This window comes from uncultured Bacteroides sp. (genome assembly GCF_910586915.1).
Classification (GTDB): domain Bacteria; phylum Bacteroidota; class Bacteroidia; order Bacteroidales; family Bacteroidaceae; genus Bacteroides.
On record NZ_CAJULN010000047.1, the window covers coordinates 1 to 18776 of the forward strand.

Below are 18776 nucleotides of genomic sequence, written 5' to 3' on the forward strand. Positions count from 1 at the left end.
GCAGCGCCGCATTCGTCGATGTATTTCTTCTCCTTTGCATCGAGATAGAACTCGCAGGAGTATCCCAAGTCGTGCGCTTTCTTGTTGGCACGAAGACTTGCGGCGTAGTTGCCACCCACCTTATAAATGCCCGTTCCGTGCGGAGCGGCACGGTCGAACTCGCGGATGATAACATACGGATTGGTAGAAAAACCGCCTTTGAAGTACGGCCCTACCGGAGTCACAAATACCACAAACATATATTCATCCGCCGGATGCACGCCTACCTGCGCCCCTGTACCGATGAGCAACGGGCGGATGTAGAGGGAAGCGCCTGTTTCGTAGGGCGGAATAAAGCGTTCGTTCAGTTTCACCACTTTCAGAATGGCCTCTTTGAAGCGTTCGGTCGGGAGTTCGGCCATAAGTATTCCCTGGCAGGTGGATTGCAGGCGGGCCGCATTCTCTTCGAGGCGGAAGATGCGCACTTTGCCGTCTTTGCCACGGAAGGCTTTCAGCCCTTCGAAGGCTTCCTGTCCGTAGTGCAGGCACGTAGCTGCCATATGCAGATTCAGATGCTCGTCACTGCTGACTTCCAATTCTCCCCATGCTCCGTTACGGAAATTGATTCGTACATTATAATCGGTCTTCATATATCCAAAAGACAGATTTGCCCAATCTATTTCTTTCATATTGTAGTATATTAGTTTGTATTTCCTTAAGTTTTGATTCGCAAAAATAACTTTTATTCTTCAGATTGCCGCCTTTCCTTCAATAATTTTTCGGTTTCCCGGTCGGCTTTCGTCAGTTTTTCGGTGCAGAAAGCGATTATCTTATTGGCTTCCTTTATTTTCTCGCTCAGCAGGTCGATGTCGAGTTCGTTGTTGTCTATCTGACGAACGATTGTTTCGAGCCGTTCCATCGCTTCCCGGTAGGTTTCTTTTTTTGTTGCCACGTAGGTGAATGATTAAGGGTGAATGATTCGTGATTGCTATGAAAGCGGGCGGAGGCTTACTTCTCCACCACCGATTGCACTTCTCCTTTCGAGAAGCGGGTGACCAGCTTGTCTCCCTGCCTTAGCAGAGAAGGGTCTGTGACTGCCTTTCCGTCCTTCAGGGTGATGCTGTATCCACGGCTCAGCAACCTGTCGGGCGAAGCATCGGCGATGCGTTGCCGGAAGAGTTCCAGCCGATGGCGCTGCCGTGCCAAGAGTGCCGTTGCGGCTTGTGTCAGGTCTTTCTCGGCCGACAACAAGGCAAAGCGTGCGTCGGCAAGTTGCCGGTGTACAAGGTTGGGGATGCGGGTGCGGAGCATCTCCAGCCGCCGCCACTCCTGTTCGAGTGTGGCGCCAACGCCCTGCCAGAGACGGGCGGAGAGCTCTTCAAGGCGGTCGGCGGCTTCCGCGACTTGCCGAATCAGCAGTTCGGCAGCCGCCGTGGGAGTCTTCACGCGGGTATGCGCCACGGAGTCGAGGATGGTATCGTCGCGCTCGTGACCGATTCCGGTGATGACGGGCAACGGGAACTGTGCACAGGCGGCCGCCAACAGATAGGTGTCGAAGCCGGACAAGTCGGAGGTAGCGCCGCCACCGCGGATAATGACGACTACATCGAACTCATCTGCCCGGGCGTTGATGCGGTCTAAGGCTGCCAAGACGGATTCTTCAACCTGGTTGCCCTGCATCAGTGCGGGGAAGAGTTCCGTATAGAAGAAGAATCCTCCGGCATTGTGCCGCAACTGATGGCAGAAGTCGCCGTATCCGGCAGCCGTGGCGGAAGAGACAACGGCGATGCGCTGCGGAAGCAAAGGCATCATCAGTTCCTTGTTCAGCGTCAGTACGCCCTCTTCTTCCAACTGCAACAGTATCTCCCGCCGCCGGCGTGCCATATCGCCCAATGTGTAAGTGGGGTCGATATCGAGCACGGTGAGCGTGTAGCCGTACAGTTCGTGAAACTGGACCGTCACTTTCACCAGCACTTTGAGGCCGGAAGCAAACATCTGTCCGGTTGCCTCCTCGAAGTAGGGCTTGAGCAGGCGGTAGATGTTGCTCCAAACCATACCGCGCGCTTTGGCTACGAGATTGTTGCTGCGCGGGTCTTTCTGCACAAACTCGAGGTAGCAATGTCCCGTTGTGTTGGAACGCACATCGCTCAGCTCCGCCTGTATCCAATACTCGCCGGGGAGGCATTGCTCCAGGCTGCGGCGTACAAGCGCGTTCAGTTCTAAAAGGGAAAGGGAGGAATCCATAACGTGTGGGTGTGATTCGTACAAGGGTAATGTCTTTCCGGCGGACGGTTAGTCATTGAGTCCGTTGGCTGTCCGGTACGCTTTCCACAGGTCGGGGATACCGTATCCGTAGATATTGTCCGGGAAGTCCGCCCTGTCGCCCGAGCGGCGCACCAGTTCGACAATCTCCTTCGCCGTCAGCTTGGGACAGGCTTGCCACAGGCACGCCACCATACCACACATGATTGGCGAGGAGAAAGAAGTACCGTTGGCACGGCTGAGGTTGCCGTCGGTTCCCATCACGTCCGAGCCGAGTCCTACGGCTACCACATCCGGTTTCACGCGTCCGTCTGCCGTGTTTCCGATGGAAGAGAAGGGGGCGAGCACTCCGTTTTTATCGATAGCGCCTACGGTGAGGACGTTGTCGGCGTCGCCCGGAGGGGTTATCTTCTTCCAGGTTCCCGCTCCCGAGTTGCCGGCGCTACAAACGAGCACTATCCCTTTGGCGGCAACCTGCGAAGCCTGGCGCGACATGAGCGCATAGCGTCCGTTGAGATCGCGGTAACGATAGTCCTTGGTGGGGTCGTCGAACGAATAATAGCCAAGCGACGTATTCACTAAGTCGACTCCTACGCTGTCGGCAAACTCGATTGCCGCCGACCAATAATCCTGTTCGATCAGATTCTCGGAATACGCGTCCTCGCTGCGCAACAGCCAGTAGGATGCTTCGGGCGCCGTGCCCACCATCACATGGGGGCGGTTCATCGCCATGCAGGAGAGAACGGCCATACCGTGGCTATTCTCGGCATAGATGTCCGATTCGGGGTTCACGAAATCGCGCGTGCCGAGGATACGGATGTTCTCCATCGCCTCTATCTTGTCTACGTTGTGGAATCCGGCATCGATGACGGCAATCGTCATTCCCTGCCCTTTGAAGCCTGCCTGGTGTAGAAGGTCGGCACGGCTCATCTTTATCTGACGGGCGGCAGGGCCGTAAAGGCTGTCGGAGCGCAGAGGACGGTTGATGAGCGAATCCCTGCGGTGGCTTTGTTGCTCACGGCCTTTCCATACTCTCTCCGTGGAACGTACGAAGGAGAGCTTGGCAACTTCGTCGATGAGCTTCGCGTCGTTGCAGGAGACGGTGACGAAGTTGTCCCACTTTCCGGTGACAAGCACGCGGACGCCCGTATTGCGTATCGCATCTACATATTTCCGGCACACGGGCAGGTCGGTCGAGTCGATTGCCAGCCCCTGCCTTTTCCGGCGTTCGATGGATTTGGCAGACAGGTACCGTTCAGGCTTCTGCAAGGAGTACTCCGTGGCGGCTTTGTCTCTGAGACTGATGCGGTATTTCAAACTGTCGCCCGGTGCGAATTGGGCCGACACGCCGAGAGCGGCGGCGGCAAAGCAAATGGATGTAATTAGTTTCTTCATATGTGTTGATGTTTCTGTCCGTTAAGTTGAGGAGGCGGGATTCATTCGCCGCCGTTCTCCAGGATTACCAGTCCCACGCCGCGCTGCGAAGCGATGAAGGCTCCTCCCAATACGCGTTTTCCGTCGTAGAACACGGCCGATTGTCCGGGGGCGACTGCTGAAGCCGTCTCCAGGAAATGCACCAGCAACCGACCGTCGTCCAGCCGCTTCACCCGGCAGGGAAGCGGGCGGCTGCGGTAGCGTATCCGCACGGCGAGATGCTCGCACCGGAAGAGTTCCTGCTCGTCGAGAATCCGGTCTTGCTCGGCAAGCATATAGCGGGTTTGCAATTGTTCGGCGTCGCCAAGCATTACTGTGTTCTTCTGCGGATTGATTTTCAGTACATAGGCGGGTTTGCCCAATGCAATCTCCAGGCCTTTGCGCTGGCCGATGGTGTAGTAGGGCGCTCCTTTGTGCTGCCCCAGCTTCACCCCTTGCGAATTGACAAACCATCCCGGACCTATCTCGCTGTCGAGTTGGGGACACTGCTCGCGGAGGAAGTCGCGGTAGTCGCCCTTGATGAAGCACACTTCCATGCTTTCGCCCTCTTTCGACTTTGCCTCGTAGCCTTTTCCGGCAAGGTATTCGCGCACTTTGAGCTTCGTGTAGTCGCCCAAAGGAAAGATGCAGCGCCGCAGCACGTCCTGCCCCAGCCTCCAGAGGAAATAGGACTGGTCTTTCTTGTCGTCGTCGCCTGCCACGATGTAAATGTGCCCGTTCTTCTCTTCAAGGCGCGAATAGTGTCCGGTGGCAATCCAGGCGCAGTCCAGCTTATCCGCCCACTCGGTGAGAATGCGGAACTTGAAGAGCGGATTGCACATGACACACGGATTGGGCGTGCGTCCCTGCTTGTATTCGTCGATGAAGTTCCTGACCACCGTCTCTTTGAAAGGGATGCGCTCGTCGGCCACGTAATGTTCGATGCCCATCCGTGCTGCCAGTTCCTTCGCTTCGTGCGGCTCGTCGCCCCACACGCGCATGGTCACTCCTACTATTTCGTATCCCCGCTCCTGCAACATCAGGCAAGTGGCAGTGCTGTCGATACCGCCGCTCATGCCGACCAATACTCTTTTATTCCGTTCTTTCATCCGAATTCTGCAATTATTTAAGGATGCAAAGGTAAGAGATTCTTTGAAGAAAATGAATTTATTGCCGAGAAAGGTACGGGATATTCTGTCGCGGCAGGCTCAGGATGCTTTCTCAGGGGAGCGAACGGGCTTTTTCGGCAACGGCCGACTGGAGTCGGCTGTTCGGTCAACTCCAGTCGGCCGAAAGGACAACCCGGGTCGGCTTGTCGGACAACGGGAGTCGGCCGTTGCCCGATTGCTTGTTTGCGGCCGGTACATAGGCTTCTTACGCCCCTTCCGTCCCATTGCCGGAGCGGGAAAAACAGGGCTGTCGGGCCGTAACGTGTTTTTTAGCGGCCCAAAAGTTGCTTTTCCGGATAGAATTGCCTATATTTGGGAGACATAAAAAGCAAGAACAATTATGGCTAACCCTATATTGCCGGGAATTTCCGGAAGCGAACAGGCCTTATTGTATGCCAAACTGAACGAATACAACCGGGGCAGAGCCTCTTTCAAAGAGGCGGGGGTGTATTTGGTGGTAACGCCACGTCCGGGGAAGCCCAACTATTCCCTCTGGCTCTACTCTCCCCTGCCCGAAAGACAATCCATTCTTTATATAGACGAGCTGTCGGCAGACATCAACGAATCGCTCCGGATGGCAAGCACTCAGTTTTATTATTCGAGGCGCTGCCTCATCCTCATGGATTACAACGAGAAAAGAATGCAGAGCAACGGCGACGACCTTATCTTCTTCGGAAAGTACCGGGGGCACTTCCTGCACGAAATTCTGAAGATAGACCCGGCTTACCTGAGCTGGATAGCCTATAAGTTCACGCCGAAGATTCCGAAGCAGGAACGCTTCGTGCGGATAGCGCAGGCGTACCATTCCGTACACCTGGACATGATGCAGCGAAAGGCCAGCGAGCAACACGCGTCGAGCCGGTACTTGGGGGAGCCGGGCGAGCGGCTGGAAGACCTGAAACTGAAAGTGACCCGCGTGAGGCTGGAAGACGACCCGTACAAAACAAGGGTAAAGGGGACTACGCCGCAATTCTTTGTCAGGCAGATACTCACGCTGACCGACGCAAGCGGAAATCTCGCCGTGGCGAGTATCGCCGCAAAAAATCCCAGCGCGGCTTCATGCACCCTGTCAGGGATGGAGCATGAATACCGGCCGGGAGAGATTATCTACGTCGCATCGGCAAAAGTGGCGCGCCGGTACGAAAGCTACGGTTCAAAATATACGCGCCTCAGCCATGTGAAGCTCGCCAGGCTCAACGCTTCTACCAATCGTTCGTGAGGAAACGGGGACGGCCGCATCGAATGTGCATCCGATGTGCGCCGGAAGTTGGTTGTCCGGAGGGTTAGTCATGTTTCTCTATCAGTACGGTCGCATACGCTGAAATTCCTTCTTCGCGACCCGTAAAGCCGAGCTTCTCGGTGGTGGTCGCTTTGATGGATACATCGTCGGCGTCCACTCCCATGACCGCCGCCATCGTCTGCTGCATCAGAGGGATGTGTGCTTTGAGCTTCGGACGCTCGGCGCAGATGGTAGCGTCGACATTGCCTACTTTATATCCTTTGGTGGCAATCAACTCTACCGTCTTTTGCAGCAGAATCTTGCTGTCGATATTCTTAAACTCTACCGCCGTGTCGGGGAAATGATAGCCGATGTCGCGCATATTGGCCGCTCCCAACAAAGCGTCGCAAACGGCGTGCAGCAATACGTCGGCATCCGAGTGGCCCAACAATCCTTTCGTATGTTCCAAAAGAATACCGCCGAGCCACAGTTCGCGTCCTTCGACCAACTGGTGTACGTCGAAGCCAAAACCTACTCTTATCTTCATAATCTGTCTAAATAAATCGGGTATTGATAAAGTCGGGAAGGAGAATGAATCAACGGATATGGAAGTCCAGCAGTTTCTCTCCTTCCAGATAGCCTTGCAAATGCTGCCCTATACTGACGGGACCGACACCGACAGGGGTGCCGGTAAACAGTAAATCACCGATTTTGAGCGTCACAAAACGGCTGACGTAGGCGATGATATCGTCTATCTTGAAAAGCATTTCCGCCGTACATCCCTGCTGCACCTCCTTGCCGTCGACCGACAGGCTGAAGTTCAGGTTTTGAACATCCCGGTAGCGGTCGACGGAAACGAACTCTCCGATAGCGGCCGACGAATCGAATCCCTTGCACAGTTCCCAGGGATTTCCCTGGGCGCGGAAGTTGCGCTGAAGGTCGCGGGCGGTGAAGTCGATGCCTACCGTCACCGCGTCGTAATAGCGGCAGGCAAAACGGGGGGCGATGTTCTTCCCCAACCGGCTGATACGGACTACCAGTTCGGTTTCATAATGTATCTCGTTGGAAAAGTCGGGAATGAAAAAGGGTTTGCCATCTTTGAGAATAGCAGAATCCGGCTTCATGAAAATGACTGGTTCTGCACTTGCCTGTGTGTGCCCTAACTCTTCGTTATGCAGGGCGTAGTTCATTCCTACTGCAATTATCTTCATTATTTCTCGTTAAAATTCAATCGGTTAAACATTACTGCTAAGTGGGCATACAAAGAAGTGTTCTGCACGACAATGTGCTCTGGCACGCGAATGCGGAAAGGGGTAAAGTTCCATATTGCTTTTATTCCACCGTCTACCATCTTGTTTGTAATCTCCTGAGCAATATTGATAGGCACCGTCAGTACACCGATGTTCACTTCGTATTCTTTCATCTTGGCTTCAAAATCATTGGTATGGAAAATAGGTATTCCGTCGAAATCCCTCCCCACCAAGTCCGGATTGACATCGAAAGCCGCCACAATCTCCAGCCCGAAATGCTGCAAACCCGAATCGCGAAGCAGGGCGCCGCCCAAACTTCCTACACCAAACAAAAAGGCCTTGTGCATCCGGGTAAATCCAAGAAAGCTCTCCAACACCTCAATCAGCGCGTCGATGTTGTAACCGACTCTTGTGCGCCCCGAAATATTAACATACGATAAATCTTTGGCGATTTGCGAAGCGTCAATATTTATTTCTTTGGAGATTTGCGTAGAAGAGACGTATTCCTCTCCTTTCTCTTTCATCAGTTTTATATTGGACAGATACCAGGGAAGTCTGCGCAAGGTAGGCTCCGGCACTTTATCCGCCTCTTTTCGTACAGATGTGCTCATACTTCTTACAAAATTTGGTATTTTGCAAAAGTACATCATTTTTTGAGACTGACAACCGTATCGTGCAAAACCTTAATAGAGATTAAACAAAACCAGGAAATGTGGTACAAATTTTGCTCTTTTACATAAGTTTGATACTTTTGAAAAGAAATAAATAGGAAGGATATGAAAAAGAATGATTGGAAAGAGAGACTGAATATCGTGTATTCCACCAATCCTGACTTCGGCTATGAGACGGAGGAGGAGGAAGAACAACTCACTCTCGACAAAGCCAGACAAAACCTGAGAGTTTCCATCGACAGAAAGAACCGGGGCGGGAAAGTGGTAACATTAATTACCGGATTCATCGGTACGGAAGATGACCTGAAAGAACTCGGCAAACTGCTGAAAAGCAAATGTGGCGTAGGAGGTTCGGCGAAGGAGGGCGAAATCATCGTACAGGGCGACTTCAAGAATAAGATTATCGAACTGCTCGTCAAGGAGGGATATGTCAAAACAAAAGGCGTGGGCGGTTGAGCATGAACCGCCCACGCATACCGCTACTTCAAGTAGCGGGACAATTTCTTGGCTATCACTTCGTAGCCTTTGCGGTTGGGATGCAACCCGTCTGAAAACAGTTCTTCTTTCAACTTGCCGTCGCCGCTCTGCAAAAGGGAAGAGAAATCCAGCACTTCGACGCTTGCTTCGCCCGACAAACGGGTAGACAACAGGTGATTCAGCTCGGCAAGCCGGGACTCAAAACCGCGCCGGGGCAGAATCTTCACCACATACAACTGCGCATCCGGCTGCTTGCTCTTCACCAACTTCACAATCTGAGTGATTCCCGTGACTATCTCCTGGTTGGAGTTCTGCAACAGATTATTGGTGCCCAACATCATGAAAATCTTCTTGGCACTGAAACCGTCCAACTCGCCGTGGACTATGCGCCAGGTTATATTTTCAAGTTTGTCCCATCCGAATCCCATATTCACTGCCTTCCGTCCCTTGAAAAGTTTTTGCCATACATCGTCCGCTCTGCTGATTTTCTCCAACGGCAGGCCACCCCAATAATGAGTGATGGAGTTTCCCGTCATTACAATCTCGGGCTGATGTTCCGCATTGTATTTCAATACTTCTTCATGACGTGTATCCCATTGGTAGACATTGGCATCCCGATATTGCCTGCATGGCTTGAAAAGCAACGAATCTATCTCCGGATAGAGAATGTCTTTTATCTTTCGGGTATATGCATCTGCATATTGCTGCATACCCAAATCCGTAGCGTGTACTCCGTCTACCTGGCTGTCCATGCTCAATCCCTGCTCTTCGAAGGTCATGTAATGCAATCCCTTCACCTCGTCTTTCAACGACTGATATGCAGCCTGCAACTCTTTATTGGCAGCCATAAATACTTCTGCCTTCTTAGCGGACGACTTATATCCCATGTAACCGTCGTGTTCCACCAATAATATAGGTGCCTGGCTTTTGCTTCTTATCAACCGGACTGCCTTCTCCGTCCGCTCCTTGATGAGCGATGTCCGTTCGTCTGTCATATTGGGCATACAATCTATCACAAACAAAGAGGCATCCAGTTCGGCAATGAATGCAATCATCTCCTCCTCCAACTGCCCGCTTCCCGAAAATCCTAAATTGACAACGGGCGTATCTAACTTACGCTGCACAATGTTAGTCCACGCCATACCGGGACGCGAAGCACAAGCTCCCTGCACAATGGAAGTGCCATACACCACAACCGGCTTCTCCAACGATGCAGGTACAAAATCGAACCTGCATCCGGCAGGCACGCCGATTTCCAAATATTCCACCTTATTATATAAAGGAAGATACAGGCAATATTCATTTCCTCTGTGGTGTGAATTGCGATAGGTCAGATGCTCATAGTGATAATTTATCGTATCGCTGAAATGATACCGTCCGGCACACCAATACTGGTTTCCGTCGGCATCCGTCGTATAGAGGTCTACCCCACTGACGCCGGTTGCAGGCATATGAACCATAGCCAATCCGCCACTTACTTTATACTTCACCCGGATATCGGTCGCATTGGTATGAAACTTCACATACAGTCCGGGACTCTGCCGCGAGATATTCCATACCGACAAGGGAACCGTCTCTTTTGCCCGTAAAGGCAAGCGGGCATACGCCTTGCCGATTTCAGCATTCCACCCTCTTCCATGCAGGGGCAACGATGCGTCTTCCAAAGGATTATACCAGCGGGTCTGCGCACACAAATTCAGGCAGTGAGCAACCGCAATCAATAAACACGCACATAATGAAAACAATCTACACTTCATACTATTAGTTATTAAGAATACGATGGCAAGTTATCAAGAAAAACTTGATAATGCAAAAAAGGAAACAAAAAAACCGTCTTGAAATAAATTCAAAACGGTTTCTATATTCGTTATTGTCAGACCGACTATTATTCAGCTTTCAAAGTGAAACGCTTGAAGTCTACAATCTTCAGTTCAGGATCAGCAGCAGCCAATACTTCTCTTACAGTCTTCTTGCCATCCATGATGTCTTCCTGGTTCAGCAAGCAAACTTCTTTCAAGAATTTACCCAGACGACCTTTAGCAATGTTCTGAATCATTTGTTCGGGCAGGTTTGCAGCTTTTTCAGCAGAAACAGTAGCAATGATTTCTTTTGCTTTAGCTACGTCTTCAGCCGTAATCCAGCCTTTAGCCATGTTGCTTTCCATGTGGTCTTCGCTGTCTACGTGAGCCGGGTTGATGTTAGCTTTCTTCAAAGCAGCTTCTACAGCTTTCTGTACCTGTTCAGCTTTTGTCTTTTCGATAGCAACTTCAATTTCTTTCTGTTTTACTTCTTCAGAAACACCGTCTTCGTCGATAGCAATCGGGTTCATGGCAGCAATCTGCATAGCTATTTGCTTAGCCAACTGTTCGTTTACTTCCTTGTTGAAAGCAACGATGGTGCAAAGACCGTTTCTGTTCATGTGGTTGTAAACAGTAGTGCTCACACCCTCTACAGTCATATAACCGTCAAGTTCCATCTTTTCACCTGTGATACCGCTACGGTCGGTTACAGCATCTTGTACAGTACCGTTACCCATCGGTAATGCTTTTACTTCGTCCAAAGTAGCGCATTTGTTAGCTACGGCAAGGTCAAGAATATCTTGAGTCAGTTTTACAAAATCAGCGTTCTGAGCAACAAAGTCAGTTTCACACTTCAAAGCAACGATAACAGCGCGGTCACCGGTAGTCTTAGCCAAAACGCAACCTTCAGAGGCTTCACGTTCCGAACGCTTAGCAGCAACAGCCTGTCCTTTCTTACGGATAATTTCCATTGCCTTGTCGAAATCGCCTTCTGCTTCGGTCAATGCGTTTTTGCAATCCATCATACCAGCTCCGGTCATTTTACGCAGCTTGGTAATATCAGCCATACTTACAGCCATAATATTTTATATTTTAATCGTTTATAATAAAAAAAGTAGTCAAGTAATAAGTAGTTAAGTAGTCAAGTAGAAATGTTGGCTACAAAAGCAGTAGTATCTTATACCTACTACTTAACTACTTACTCCTTGACTACTTATAGATTTAAGCCTCTTCGTCTTCCTTGATGAAAGCAGCAGCTTTAGCTGCGTTGATAGCTTCTTCGTCAGACTTGTCGAGTCTTGCTTTTACAGATTTTTTCTTGCCTTTGTTAGCAGGAGCTTCACCGGCAGCTTCCATATCAATCTTTTCAGCTTTTCTTTCTTCCAAGCCTTCGATCATAGCAGCACAACAAGCATCCAAGATAACTTCTACAGATTTAGTAGCGTCATCATTAGCAGGAATTACGAAATCTACGTTTGAGGGATCAGAGTTTGTATCAACGATACCGAATACAGGAATACCCAAACGGTTAGCTTCGCGAACTGCGATATTTTCTTTCATTACGTCGATAACGAACAATGCAGACGGCAGACGAGTTAAGTCAGCGATAGAGCCCAAAGTCTTGTCCAATTTTGCACGTTGACGAGAGATTTGAAGAATTTCTCTCTTAGAAAGGTTAGAATAAGTACCATCGTTAGTCAACTTATCGATAGTAGCCATTTTCTTCACAGCCTTACGGATAGTCGGGAAGTTAGTCAACATACCGCCCGGCCAGCGCTCGATTACATAAGGCATATTAACAGATTGAGCTTTCTCAGCTACAACTTGTTTAGCTTGTTTTTTAGTAGCAACAAAAAGAACTTTCTTGCCTGATTTGGCAATCTGTTTCAAAGCTTCAGCAGCTTCGTCTACTTTTACAACTGTTTTGTGGAGGTCAATGATGTGAATACCATTGCGTTCCATGAAAATATAAGGAGCCATTGCAGGATTCCACTTTCTTTTAAGGTGTCCGAAGTGGCATCCGGCTTCCAATAATGTATCAAAATTTGTTCTTGACATCTTGTTTTTCTTTAAATCGTTTACTTTCTTTTTTGTTTTTCTAAACCAACCGCCGGGTAGTCCAAAAGAAGAGTCCCGGTAGTTTAGATACTAAACATATTCCCCAGTCAGGCAATCCATTAACGCTTGCTGAACTGGAATCTTCTACGAGCTTTCGGCTGTCCCGGTTTCTTACGTTCAACAGAACGCGGGTCGCGAGTCATGAAGCCTTCAGCACGAAGAGCGGCTTTGTCTTCAGCGTTGATTTTAACCAGTGCACGAGCGATAGCTAAGCGCAAAGCCTGAGACTGACCGGTAAAACCACCACCACACAAGTTTACTTTGATGTCATACTTTTCAGCAGCACCCAACTTGTTCAACGGTTGTTTAACAACATACTGAAGAATAGTTGATGGAAAGTACTCTGCAAGGTCTCTCTTGTTAATAGTAATCTTTCCTGTACCTTCGCTTACGAAAATACGTGCGATTGCACGTTTACGTCTGCCTAATGCATTTACTACTTCCATTATATCTTATTTATATGAATTAATATCAATCATTTTCGGGTTCTGAGCTGCGTGTTTATGTTCGCTACCTGCGTACACATACAAGTTGTTCAGCAATTTAGCTCCCAGAATGTTTTTGGGAAGCATACCCTTCACTACTTTCTTCAGCAATCTCTCTTCGCCGTTCGGTTTAGCAATCAAACGGGCAGGAGTCATTTCTCTCTGACCACCAGGGTAGCCTGTGTATGACAAATAAACTCTGTCATTCCATTTGTTACCAGTCAGTTTTACTTTATCTGCATTGATGATGATAACGTTATCACCGCAGTCTACGTGAGGAGTAAAGTTCGGTTTGTACTTTCCTCTCAACAATTTTGCAACTTTTGCTCCCAGACGACCCAATGTTTGGTCTGTAGCGTCAACAATAACCCATTCTTTGGTTACAGTTGCTTTGTTGGCAGAAATGGTCTTGTAACTTAAAGTATCCACTCTAATTTTGTTTTTTAAATGTTACTACTAAAAATTCATCTTCACCACTCATTAGTTTTCCCCGGACAAAGGAGAACTAACTTGCTATGAATTAATCTCTTATCATTTTTTGATAATAATCGGCTTGCAAAAGTACGGCTTTTCTTTGAATTGGCAAACTATTTCCTGCTTTTTTTGGTTTTATCCGGCTGAATAACAAGGTACTTTCCGACAAAAAACAACGGCACTCGGTATTTACGATTTGTAAATCCGTAGTGCCGTATGTGTACATTTCAGTGTCCGACTGTTTATCTCACAATATCTTCCGGAAACTTGGCAGGCATTTCCACTCTTTTCCATGTCTCGTAATACCAGGAATTGAGTTCGTGTCCGTTCAAGTCGTTCTTGATAAAGTATTTTAAATGCAGATAATTCCTATCCTTAATCTCAAATTCGAGAATATTGTCCTGATTGTCCAACATCGGAAGGTGAATATTCTTTTCGATGCTTTCTTTGTAAGAGTCATCCGTCAAGAGTTTCCACGTTCCGTATCCGGTGATTATCGCGTTGGAGCCGGGAATGACAGTAAAATTAACAATTCTCCCGTCATCACTCAATACTTTGAATGTATTGCTGGGCTTCAATTCTCCCGGGACATCGGGAGATTCCGACACATAATGGCAGAGCTGCCAAATACCTTTCAACTCGCCCGCTTTGAACTTGGTTTTCTTTTGTGCCATCGCACCTGTTACCGCCAACAACATTATTGAAAGCATGGTAAAGAAATAGAGCTTTTTCATTGTCGTATTATTTTAGTTAACACTCTTGAATGCGTATCCCCCAAATATAAAGATTTATTTCGAGAGAGCAATAAGGAAGAGCATAAAAAAACTCGCATAACCAAAAGATTATGCGAGTTTTACATAAATATACCGAAATATTAGAAATCAGCATTTCTCGGCGTACGCGGGAACGGTATCACGTCACGGATATTCGACATACCTGTCACGAAAAGCAACAGACGCTCGAAACCGAGTCCGAAACCGGAGTGAGGACAAGTACCGAACTTACGGGTATCGAGATACCACCACATATCCTTCATCGGAATATGCATCTCTTCGATACGGGTCATCAGTTTGTTGTAATCCGCTTCACGTTCGGAACCTCCGATGATTTCACCAATTTTCGGGAAAAGGACATCCATCGCACGTACGGTCTTTCCGTCTTCGTTCTGCTTCATATAGAATGCCTTGATATCCTTCGGATAGTCTGTCAGAATAACCGGACGCTTGAAGTGTTCTTCCACCAGGTAGCGTTCGTGTTCGGAAGCCAAGTCGACACCCCAGTAAACAGGGAATTCAAACTTACGACCTTTTGCAACAGCCTCTTCAAGAATCTTGATACCGTCTGTATAAGACAAACGTACGAAATCATCTTTCAATACGCCTTGCAGACGTTCAATCAATCCCTTATCAAACATATCGTTAAGGAACTTTACATCGTCCGCACAGTTGTCCAACGCCCATTGCACACAATACTTGATGAATTCTTCCGCCAAGTTCATGTTGTCGGTGATGTCGTTGAAGGCAACTTCCGGCTCAATCATCCAAAACTCAGCCAAGTGGCGAGGAGTGTTGGAATTCTCGGCACGGAAGGTAGGACCGAAAGTATAGATAGCCCCCAAAGCAGTGGCAGCCAATTCTCCTTCCAACTGGCCGGATACAGTCAGACTCGCCTGCTTGCCGAAGAAGTCACTGTCGTAAGAGATAGAGCCTTTTTCGTCTTTCTTCAGGTCGTAGAGGTTCATGGTGGTCACTTGGAACATTTGTCCGGCACCTTCACAATCCGATGCGGTGATAATCGGAGTGTGGAAATAGAAGAATCCCCTGTCATGGAAAAACTTGTGGATAGCAATCGCCATATTGTGACGGATGCGAAACACGGCACCAAACGTATTGGTGCGAGGACGCAAGTGAGCAATCTCACGCAAGAATTCCATAGAGTGACCTTTCTTCTGCAACGGATATGTATTGTCGCAAGTACCCAGCACTTCAATTTCACGGGCCTGCACTTCCACCTTCTGACCGGAGCCTACCGATTCCACCATTTCACCGTTCACGCTGATACAAGCGCCGGTGGTAATCTGTTTCAGCATCTCTTCGTCAAAATTGGCTAAGTCTACTACAACCTGCAAATTATTTATTGTAGAACCGTCATTCAGTGCGATAAAGTTTACTTGTTTGCTACCTCTGCGGGTGCGAACCCATCCTTTCACATTGACCATAGCGCCGATATCCGTGCGCTTCAGTAAGTCAACGATTTTTGTTCTACCAATCTTTTCCATTTCACTTATTCTTTATACATATATATATTATTCAAACGAACCCATGCGGAGGTAGTTTACTTCTGCTTCCGACAGGTAACGCCAGTCGCCACGACGCAAGCCTTTCTTGGTGAGTCCGGCAAAGAATACGCGGTCGAGTTTTACTACTTTATAACCCAGCGATTCGAAAATGCGGCGAACGATGCGGTTCTTGCCGGAGTGAATTTCGATACCTACCTGGTCTTTCTTGAATTCATCCGTATAGCTGATGGCGTCTGCATGGATTTCACCGTCCTCCAATTGGATACCGGCTGCAATCTGCTCCATATCGGCTTTCGTCAAGTTCTTATCCAGATGAACATGATAGATTTTCTTCTTCAAGAATTTCGGGTGAGTCAACTTAGAAGCCAAGTCACCGTCATTGGTGAGCAACAATACACCGGTCGTATTGCGGTCGAGGCGTCCTACCGGGTAAATGCGTTCGTTGCAAGCGCCTTTCACCAAATCCATTACTGTGCGGCGTTCCTGCGGATCGTCTGATGTAGTAACAGTATCTTTCGGTTTATTCAGCAATACATACACCTTACGTTCGATGCTTACCGGCTCTTCGTGGAACTTCACCACATCGGAGCGTTTGATTTTTGTTCCCAATTCGGTCACTACCTCACCGTTTACGGAAACCACACCTGCGGTGATAAACTCGTCTGCCTCACGGCGCGAGCAAACACCAGCGTTAGCTAGGAACTTGTTCAAACGAATCGGTTCGTTCGGGTCGATAAACTGTTCTTTGTACTCAATTTGCTTCTTCATGCTATATTTAGCATTCGGATCATAATCACTGGTACGCGGACGGGGACGATAACCTCCGTTGGTGTTATTATTGAATCGCGGACGGTAGCCACCACCGTTGTTATTATTATTGCGATAGCCACCACCTTCGCCGTTGTTAAAGCGGGGACGATACGGACGGTCGCCGCCTTCACGGTTGTAAGAAGGACGCTGGGGACGGTCGCCGTAAGAGCTGCTACCTTCGCCGTTGTTGAAGCGGGGACGGTACGGACGGTCGCCACCTTCACGGTTGTAAGAAGGACGCTGGGGACGGTCGCCATAAGAGCCACCACCTTCTCCATTGTTGAAACGGGGACGATACGGGCGGTCGCCGCCTTCACGGTTGTAAGAAGAACGCTGGGGACGGTCGCCGTAAGAGCCACCACCTTCGCCGTTATTGAAACGGGGACGATACGGGCGGTCACCACCTTCACGGTTGTAAGAAGGACGCTGGGGACGGTCGCCGTAAGAGTTGCCGCCTTCGCTGTTGTTGAAACGGGGACGTTGCGGGCGTTCACCACCCTCATTGTTGCTGTTGAAGCGGGGACGATACGAACGTTCTCCTCCTTCATTATTGGTATTAAATCGCGGGCGATACGGACGGTCATTTCCTTCGCCGTTGTTAAATCCGTTGTTGAAACGGGGACGATACGGGTGGTCTCCACCCTCTCTGTTGTAAGCTCTGTTACCATCACGGCCGGCACCTGAATTCTCTTCATTGAAAGAATTACCACGCCATTCTTCGTTTTCTATACTCATTGTTTTATTCGAATAAAATTAGACTTTGGCCTCACGGCCTATTAAAAACTCGTTTATTATATGATAAGTAAACAATTACATTCCAGTATAAGTATGCGGAGTAATCGCTCTTAACTCTTTTTTAATATCTTCGCTCACTTCCAATCCTTCGATAAACTCCTTGATAGAGCTTTCTGTGATTGCCTGATTGGTACGGGTGAGAGCCTTCAAGGCTTCGTACGGATGCGGATAAGCCTCGCGACGCAAGATGGTCTGAATAGCTTCAGCTACGACGCTCCAACAGTTATCCAAATCGCGGTAGATAGCCGTTTCGTTAAGCAACAGTTTGCGCAATCCCTTCAAAGAGCTTTGGATAGCAATCACGATATGGCCGAACGGCACGCCTACGTTGCGCAGCACGGTAGAGTCGGTCAGGTCGCGTTGCAAACGGGACACCGGGAGTTTCACAGCCAAATGTTCCAAGATAGAAGTGGCGATACCCAAGTTACCTTCGGCATTCTCAAAGTCAATGGGGTTCACCTTGTGGGGCATTGCGCTGGAACCTACTTCGCCGGCTTTGATTTTCTGCTTGAAGTACTCCATAGAGATGTACTGCCAGAAGTCGCGGTTCATATCCACCATAATGGTATTGATACGCTTCATAGCGTCGAAAACGGCAGAGAGGTTATCGTAGTTAGAAATCTGTGTGGTATATTCTTCGCGTTCCAATCCCAACTTATCTGCAACGAAGCGGTTACCGAACTGTTTCCAGTCGTACTGCGGATAAGCTACGTGATGTGCGTTGTAGTTTCCGGTCGCACCGCCGAACTTGGCAGTAATCGGGCAAGCCTTCAACATCGCCAACTGACGCTCGAGACGGTAAACGAATACCATCACCTCTTTACCCAAACGGGTAGGAGAAGCCGGCTGGCCGTGCGTTTTGGCAAGCATCGGGATGTTTGCCCACTCCGTAGCATAGACTTTCAGTTGTGCTATCAGTTCTTCAAGCAACGGATAATAAACCTGTTCCAACGCTTCCTTGACAGAAAGAGGAACAGACGTATTGTTGATATCCTGCGAAGTGAGACCGAAGTGGATAAACTCTTTATAGTCGTCCATTCCGCCCATTTTGTCAAATTCTTCTTTCAGGAAGTATTCTACGGCCTTCACGTCGTGGTTAGTCACACTTTCGATATCTTTAATGCGCTGCGCGTCTGCTTCCGAGAAGTTACGGTAGATATTCCGTAAAGTTTCAAACACACTGCTATCAACTCCTTTCAGTTGTGGCAAAGGAAGTTCGCACAAAGTGATGAAGTATTCCACTTCTACCTGTACACGGTATTTTATCAGTGCAAACTCGGAAAAATAAGCTGCAAGTGCTTTCGTTTTGCCTCTATATCGACCATCAATCGGAGATATGGCCGTCAATACATCAAGTTCCATACGTTTTTTAGATAATTATCAGGCTGCAAAATTAACTCTTTTTCCTGAGTTATAAGCCAAAAGAGAAGAGAAAGTTTACATAAAAGCGGCGAGAAACAAAAAAAAGCCTCGCGAATTTCTTCACGAGGCTCCTCATTTGATGTGGGCGTTGACGGATTCGAACCGCCGACCCTCTGCTTGTAAGGCAGATGCTC

Annotated in this window: 20 protein-coding genes; 3 read left to right on the plus strand and 17 right to left on the minus strand. The window is 48.8% G+C overall.

The window, feature by feature from the left end; translation table 11 throughout:
• The 5 genes from QZ331_RS12490 to mnmA form a co-directional block, all read right to left on the minus strand.
• Window positions 1-668, minus strand: a 668-nt coding sequence (locus QZ331_RS12490; RefSeq protein WP_294630708.1) for a branched-chain amino acid aminotransferase, incomplete at its 3' end; no start/stop codon positions are given.
• A 53-nt stretch (window positions 669-721) separates the two neighbouring features.
• On the minus strand, window positions 722-931 hold the full coding sequence (gene xseB, locus QZ331_RS12495) for an exodeoxyribonuclease VII small subunit (RefSeq protein ID WP_294630710.1): 210 nt from the start codon (window positions 929-931) through the stop codon (window positions 722-724).
• 56 nt (window positions 932-987) lie between these two features.
• The gene (xseA, locus tag QZ331_RS12500) at window positions 988-2223 is read right to left on the minus strand and encodes an exodeoxyribonuclease VII large subunit (RefSeq protein ID WP_294630712.1); all 1236 of its coding nucleotides are present in this window, start codon (window positions 2221-2223) and stop codon (window positions 988-990) included.
• A gap of 48 nt (window positions 2224-2271) precedes the next feature.
• The gene (locus tag QZ331_RS12505) at window positions 2272-3636 is read right to left on the minus strand and encodes a S8 family serine peptidase (RefSeq protein ID WP_294630714.1); all 1365 of its coding nucleotides are present in this window, start codon (window positions 3634-3636) and stop codon (window positions 2272-2274) included.
• A 41-nt stretch (window positions 3637-3677) separates the two neighbouring features.
• A complete protein-coding gene (mnmA, locus tag QZ331_RS12510; protein WP_294630716.1) occupies window positions 3678-4763 on the minus strand; it encodes a tRNA 2-thiouridine(34) synthase MnmA in 1086 nt (361 codons plus the stop codon).
• Between the two features lie 52 nt (window positions 4764-4815).
• Between mnmA and QZ331_RS12515 the strand changes: the two genes are divergently transcribed.
• Entirely contained in the window at window positions 4816-5148 is a 333-nt protein-coding gene (locus tag QZ331_RS12515; RefSeq protein ID WP_294630718.1) for a hypothetical protein, read from the plus strand.
• Window positions 5149-5163: 15 nt separating this feature from the next.
• On the plus strand, window positions 5164-6042 hold the full coding sequence (locus QZ331_RS12520; protein ID WP_294630720.1) for a hypothetical protein: 879 nt from the start codon (window positions 5164-5166) through the stop codon (window positions 6040-6042).
• Between the two features lie 64 nt (window positions 6043-6106).
• On the opposite strand, the gene ispF is transcribed toward QZ331_RS12520, so the two are convergent.
• The 3 genes from ispF to QZ331_RS12535 are packed head-to-tail and all read right to left on the minus strand — an operon-like array spanning window position 6107 to window position 7903.
• Complete coding sequence (gene ispF, locus QZ331_RS12525) at window positions 6107-6589, minus strand: 2-C-methyl-D-erythritol 2,4-cyclodiphosphate synthase (RefSeq protein ID WP_294630722.1); 483 nt, start codon at window positions 6587-6589, stop codon at window positions 6107-6109.
• Window positions 6590-6638: 49 nt separating this feature from the next.
• Window positions 6639-7253 carry a fumarylacetoacetate hydrolase family protein gene (locus QZ331_RS12530; protein ID WP_294630724.1) on the minus strand — a complete coding sequence of 205 codons (615 nt, stop codon included), beginning with the start codon at window positions 7251-7253 and terminating at the stop codon, window positions 6639-6641.
• Complete coding sequence (locus QZ331_RS12535) at window positions 7253-7903, minus strand: redox-sensing transcriptional repressor Rex (protein WP_294630726.1); 651 nt, start codon at window positions 7901-7903, stop codon at window positions 7253-7255. The genes QZ331_RS12530 and QZ331_RS12535 overlap by 1 nt, the downstream gene beginning before the upstream one ends.
• Before the next feature lie 165 nt (window positions 7904-8068).
• On the opposite strand from QZ331_RS12535, the gene QZ331_RS12540 reads away from it, so the two are divergent.
• On the plus strand, window positions 8069-8419 hold the full coding sequence (locus tag QZ331_RS12540) for a translation initiation factor (RefSeq protein ID WP_294630728.1): 351 nt from the start codon (window positions 8069-8071) through the stop codon (window positions 8417-8419).
• 23 nt (window positions 8420-8442) lie between these two features.
• Here QZ331_RS12540 and QZ331_RS12545 read toward each other — a convergent pair whose 3' ends face one another.
• From QZ331_RS12545 to purB, 9 genes are all read right to left on the minus strand, one after another.
• Complete coding sequence (locus QZ331_RS12545; RefSeq protein WP_294630730.1) at window positions 8443-10197, minus strand: SGNH/GDSL hydrolase family protein; 1755 nt, start codon at window positions 10195-10197, stop codon at window positions 8443-8445.
• A gap of 128 nt (window positions 10198-10325) precedes the next feature.
• Window positions 10326-11318, minus strand: a complete 993-nt coding sequence (gene tsf, locus QZ331_RS12550) for a translation elongation factor Ts (RefSeq protein ID WP_294630732.1) — start codon at window positions 11316-11318, stop codon at window positions 10326-10328.
• 142 nt (window positions 11319-11460) lie between these two features.
• The gene (rpsB, locus tag QZ331_RS12555) at window positions 11461-12297 is read right to left on the minus strand and encodes a 30S ribosomal protein S2 (RefSeq protein ID WP_294630734.1); all 837 of its coding nucleotides are present in this window, start codon (window positions 12295-12297) and stop codon (window positions 11461-11463) included.
• Window positions 12298-12416: 119 nt separating this feature from the next.
• On the minus strand, window positions 12417-12803 hold the full coding sequence (rpsI, locus tag QZ331_RS12560; RefSeq protein WP_021645279.1) for a 30S ribosomal protein S9: 387 nt from the start codon (window positions 12801-12803) through the stop codon (window positions 12417-12419).
• A gap of 6 nt (window positions 12804-12809) precedes the next feature.
• On the minus strand, window positions 12810-13271 hold the full coding sequence (rplM, locus tag QZ331_RS12565; RefSeq protein WP_024987602.1) for a 50S ribosomal protein L13: 462 nt from the start codon (window positions 13269-13271) through the stop codon (window positions 12810-12812).
• 287 nt (window positions 13272-13558) lie between these two features.
• Window positions 13559-14050, minus strand: a complete 492-nt coding sequence (locus tag QZ331_RS12570; protein WP_294630739.1) for a DUF4488 domain-containing protein — start codon at window positions 14048-14050, stop codon at window positions 13559-13561.
• A 140-nt stretch (window positions 14051-14190) separates the two neighbouring features.
• Entirely contained in the window at window positions 14191-15594 is a 1404-nt protein-coding gene (gene asnS, locus QZ331_RS12575) for an asparagine--tRNA ligase (protein WP_294630740.1), read from the minus strand.
• Between the two features lie 27 nt (window positions 15595-15621).
• Window positions 15622-17160 carry a pseudouridine synthase gene (locus QZ331_RS12580; RefSeq protein WP_294630742.1) on the minus strand — a complete coding sequence of 513 codons (1539 nt, stop codon included), beginning with the start codon at window positions 17158-17160 and terminating at the stop codon, window positions 15622-15624.
• A 75-nt stretch (window positions 17161-17235) separates the two neighbouring features.
• The gene (purB, locus tag QZ331_RS12585; protein ID WP_294630744.1) at window positions 17236-18582 is read right to left on the minus strand and encodes an adenylosuccinate lyase; all 1347 of its coding nucleotides are present in this window, start codon (window positions 18580-18582) and stop codon (window positions 17236-17238) included.
• Window positions 18583-18776: the final 194 nt, after the last annotated feature.

Excerpts from the sequence above, each read along its gene's own strand:
- purB (WP_294630744.1), bottom strand. The coding sequence starts at position 18,582 with ATGGAACTTGATGTATTGACGGCCATATCTCCGATTGATGGTCGATAT.
- xseA (WP_294630712.1), bottom strand. The coding sequence starts at position 2,223 with ATGGATTCCTCCCTTTCCCTTTTAGAACTGAACGCGCTTGTACGCCGC.
- QZ331_RS12545 (WP_294630730.1), bottom strand. The coding sequence starts at position 10,197 with ATGAAGTGTAGATTGTTTTCATTATGTGCGTGTTTATTGATTGCGGTT.
- rpsB (WP_294630734.1), bottom strand. The coding sequence starts at position 12,297 with ATGTCAAGAACAAATTTTGATACATTATTGGAAGCCGGATGCCACTTC.
- QZ331_RS12540 (WP_294630728.1), top strand. The coding sequence starts at position 8,069 with ATGAAAAAGAATGATTGGAAAGAGAGACTGAATATCGTGTATTCCACC.
- QZ331_RS12520 (WP_294630720.1), top strand. The coding sequence starts at position 5,164 with ATGGCTAACCCTATATTGCCGGGAATTTCCGGAAGCGAACAGGCCTTA.
- asnS (WP_294630740.1), bottom strand. The coding sequence starts at position 15,594 with ATGGAAAAGATTGGTAGAACAAAAATCGTTGACTTACTGAAGCGCACG.
- QZ331_RS12530 (WP_294630724.1), bottom strand. The coding sequence starts at position 7,253 with ATGAAGATAATTGCAGTAGGAATGAACTACGCCCTGCATAACGAAGAG.
- tsf (WP_294630732.1), bottom strand. The coding sequence starts at position 11,318 with ATGGCTGTAAGTATGGCTGATATTACCAAGCTGCGTAAAATGACCGGA.
- QZ331_RS12505 (WP_294630714.1), bottom strand. The coding sequence starts at position 3,636 with ATGAAGAAACTAATTACATCCATTTGCTTTGCCGCCGCCGCTCTCGGC.
- rpsI (WP_021645279.1), bottom strand. The coding sequence starts at position 12,803 with ATGGAAGTAGTAAATGCATTAGGCAGACGTAAACGTGCAATCGCACGT.
- QZ331_RS12535 (WP_294630726.1), bottom strand. The coding sequence starts at position 7,903 with ATGAGCACATCTGTACGAAAAGAGGCGGATAAAGTGCCGGAGCCTACC.
- QZ331_RS12570 (WP_294630739.1), bottom strand. The coding sequence starts at position 14,050 with ATGAAAAAGCTCTATTTCTTTACCATGCTTTCAATAATGTTGTTGGCG.
- mnmA (WP_294630716.1), bottom strand. The coding sequence starts at position 4,763 with ATGAAAGAACGGAATAAAAGAGTATTGGTCGGCATGAGCGGCGGTATC.
- ispF (WP_294630722.1), bottom strand. The coding sequence starts at position 6,589 with ATGAAGATAAGAGTAGGTTTTGGCTTCGACGTACACCAGTTGGTCGAA.
- QZ331_RS12515 (WP_294630718.1), top strand. The coding sequence starts at position 4,816 with ATGAATTTATTGCCGAGAAAGGTACGGGATATTCTGTCGCGGCAGGCT.
- QZ331_RS12580 (WP_294630742.1), bottom strand. The coding sequence starts at position 17,160 with ATGAGTATAGAAAACGAAGAATGGCGTGGTAATTCTTTCAATGAAGAG.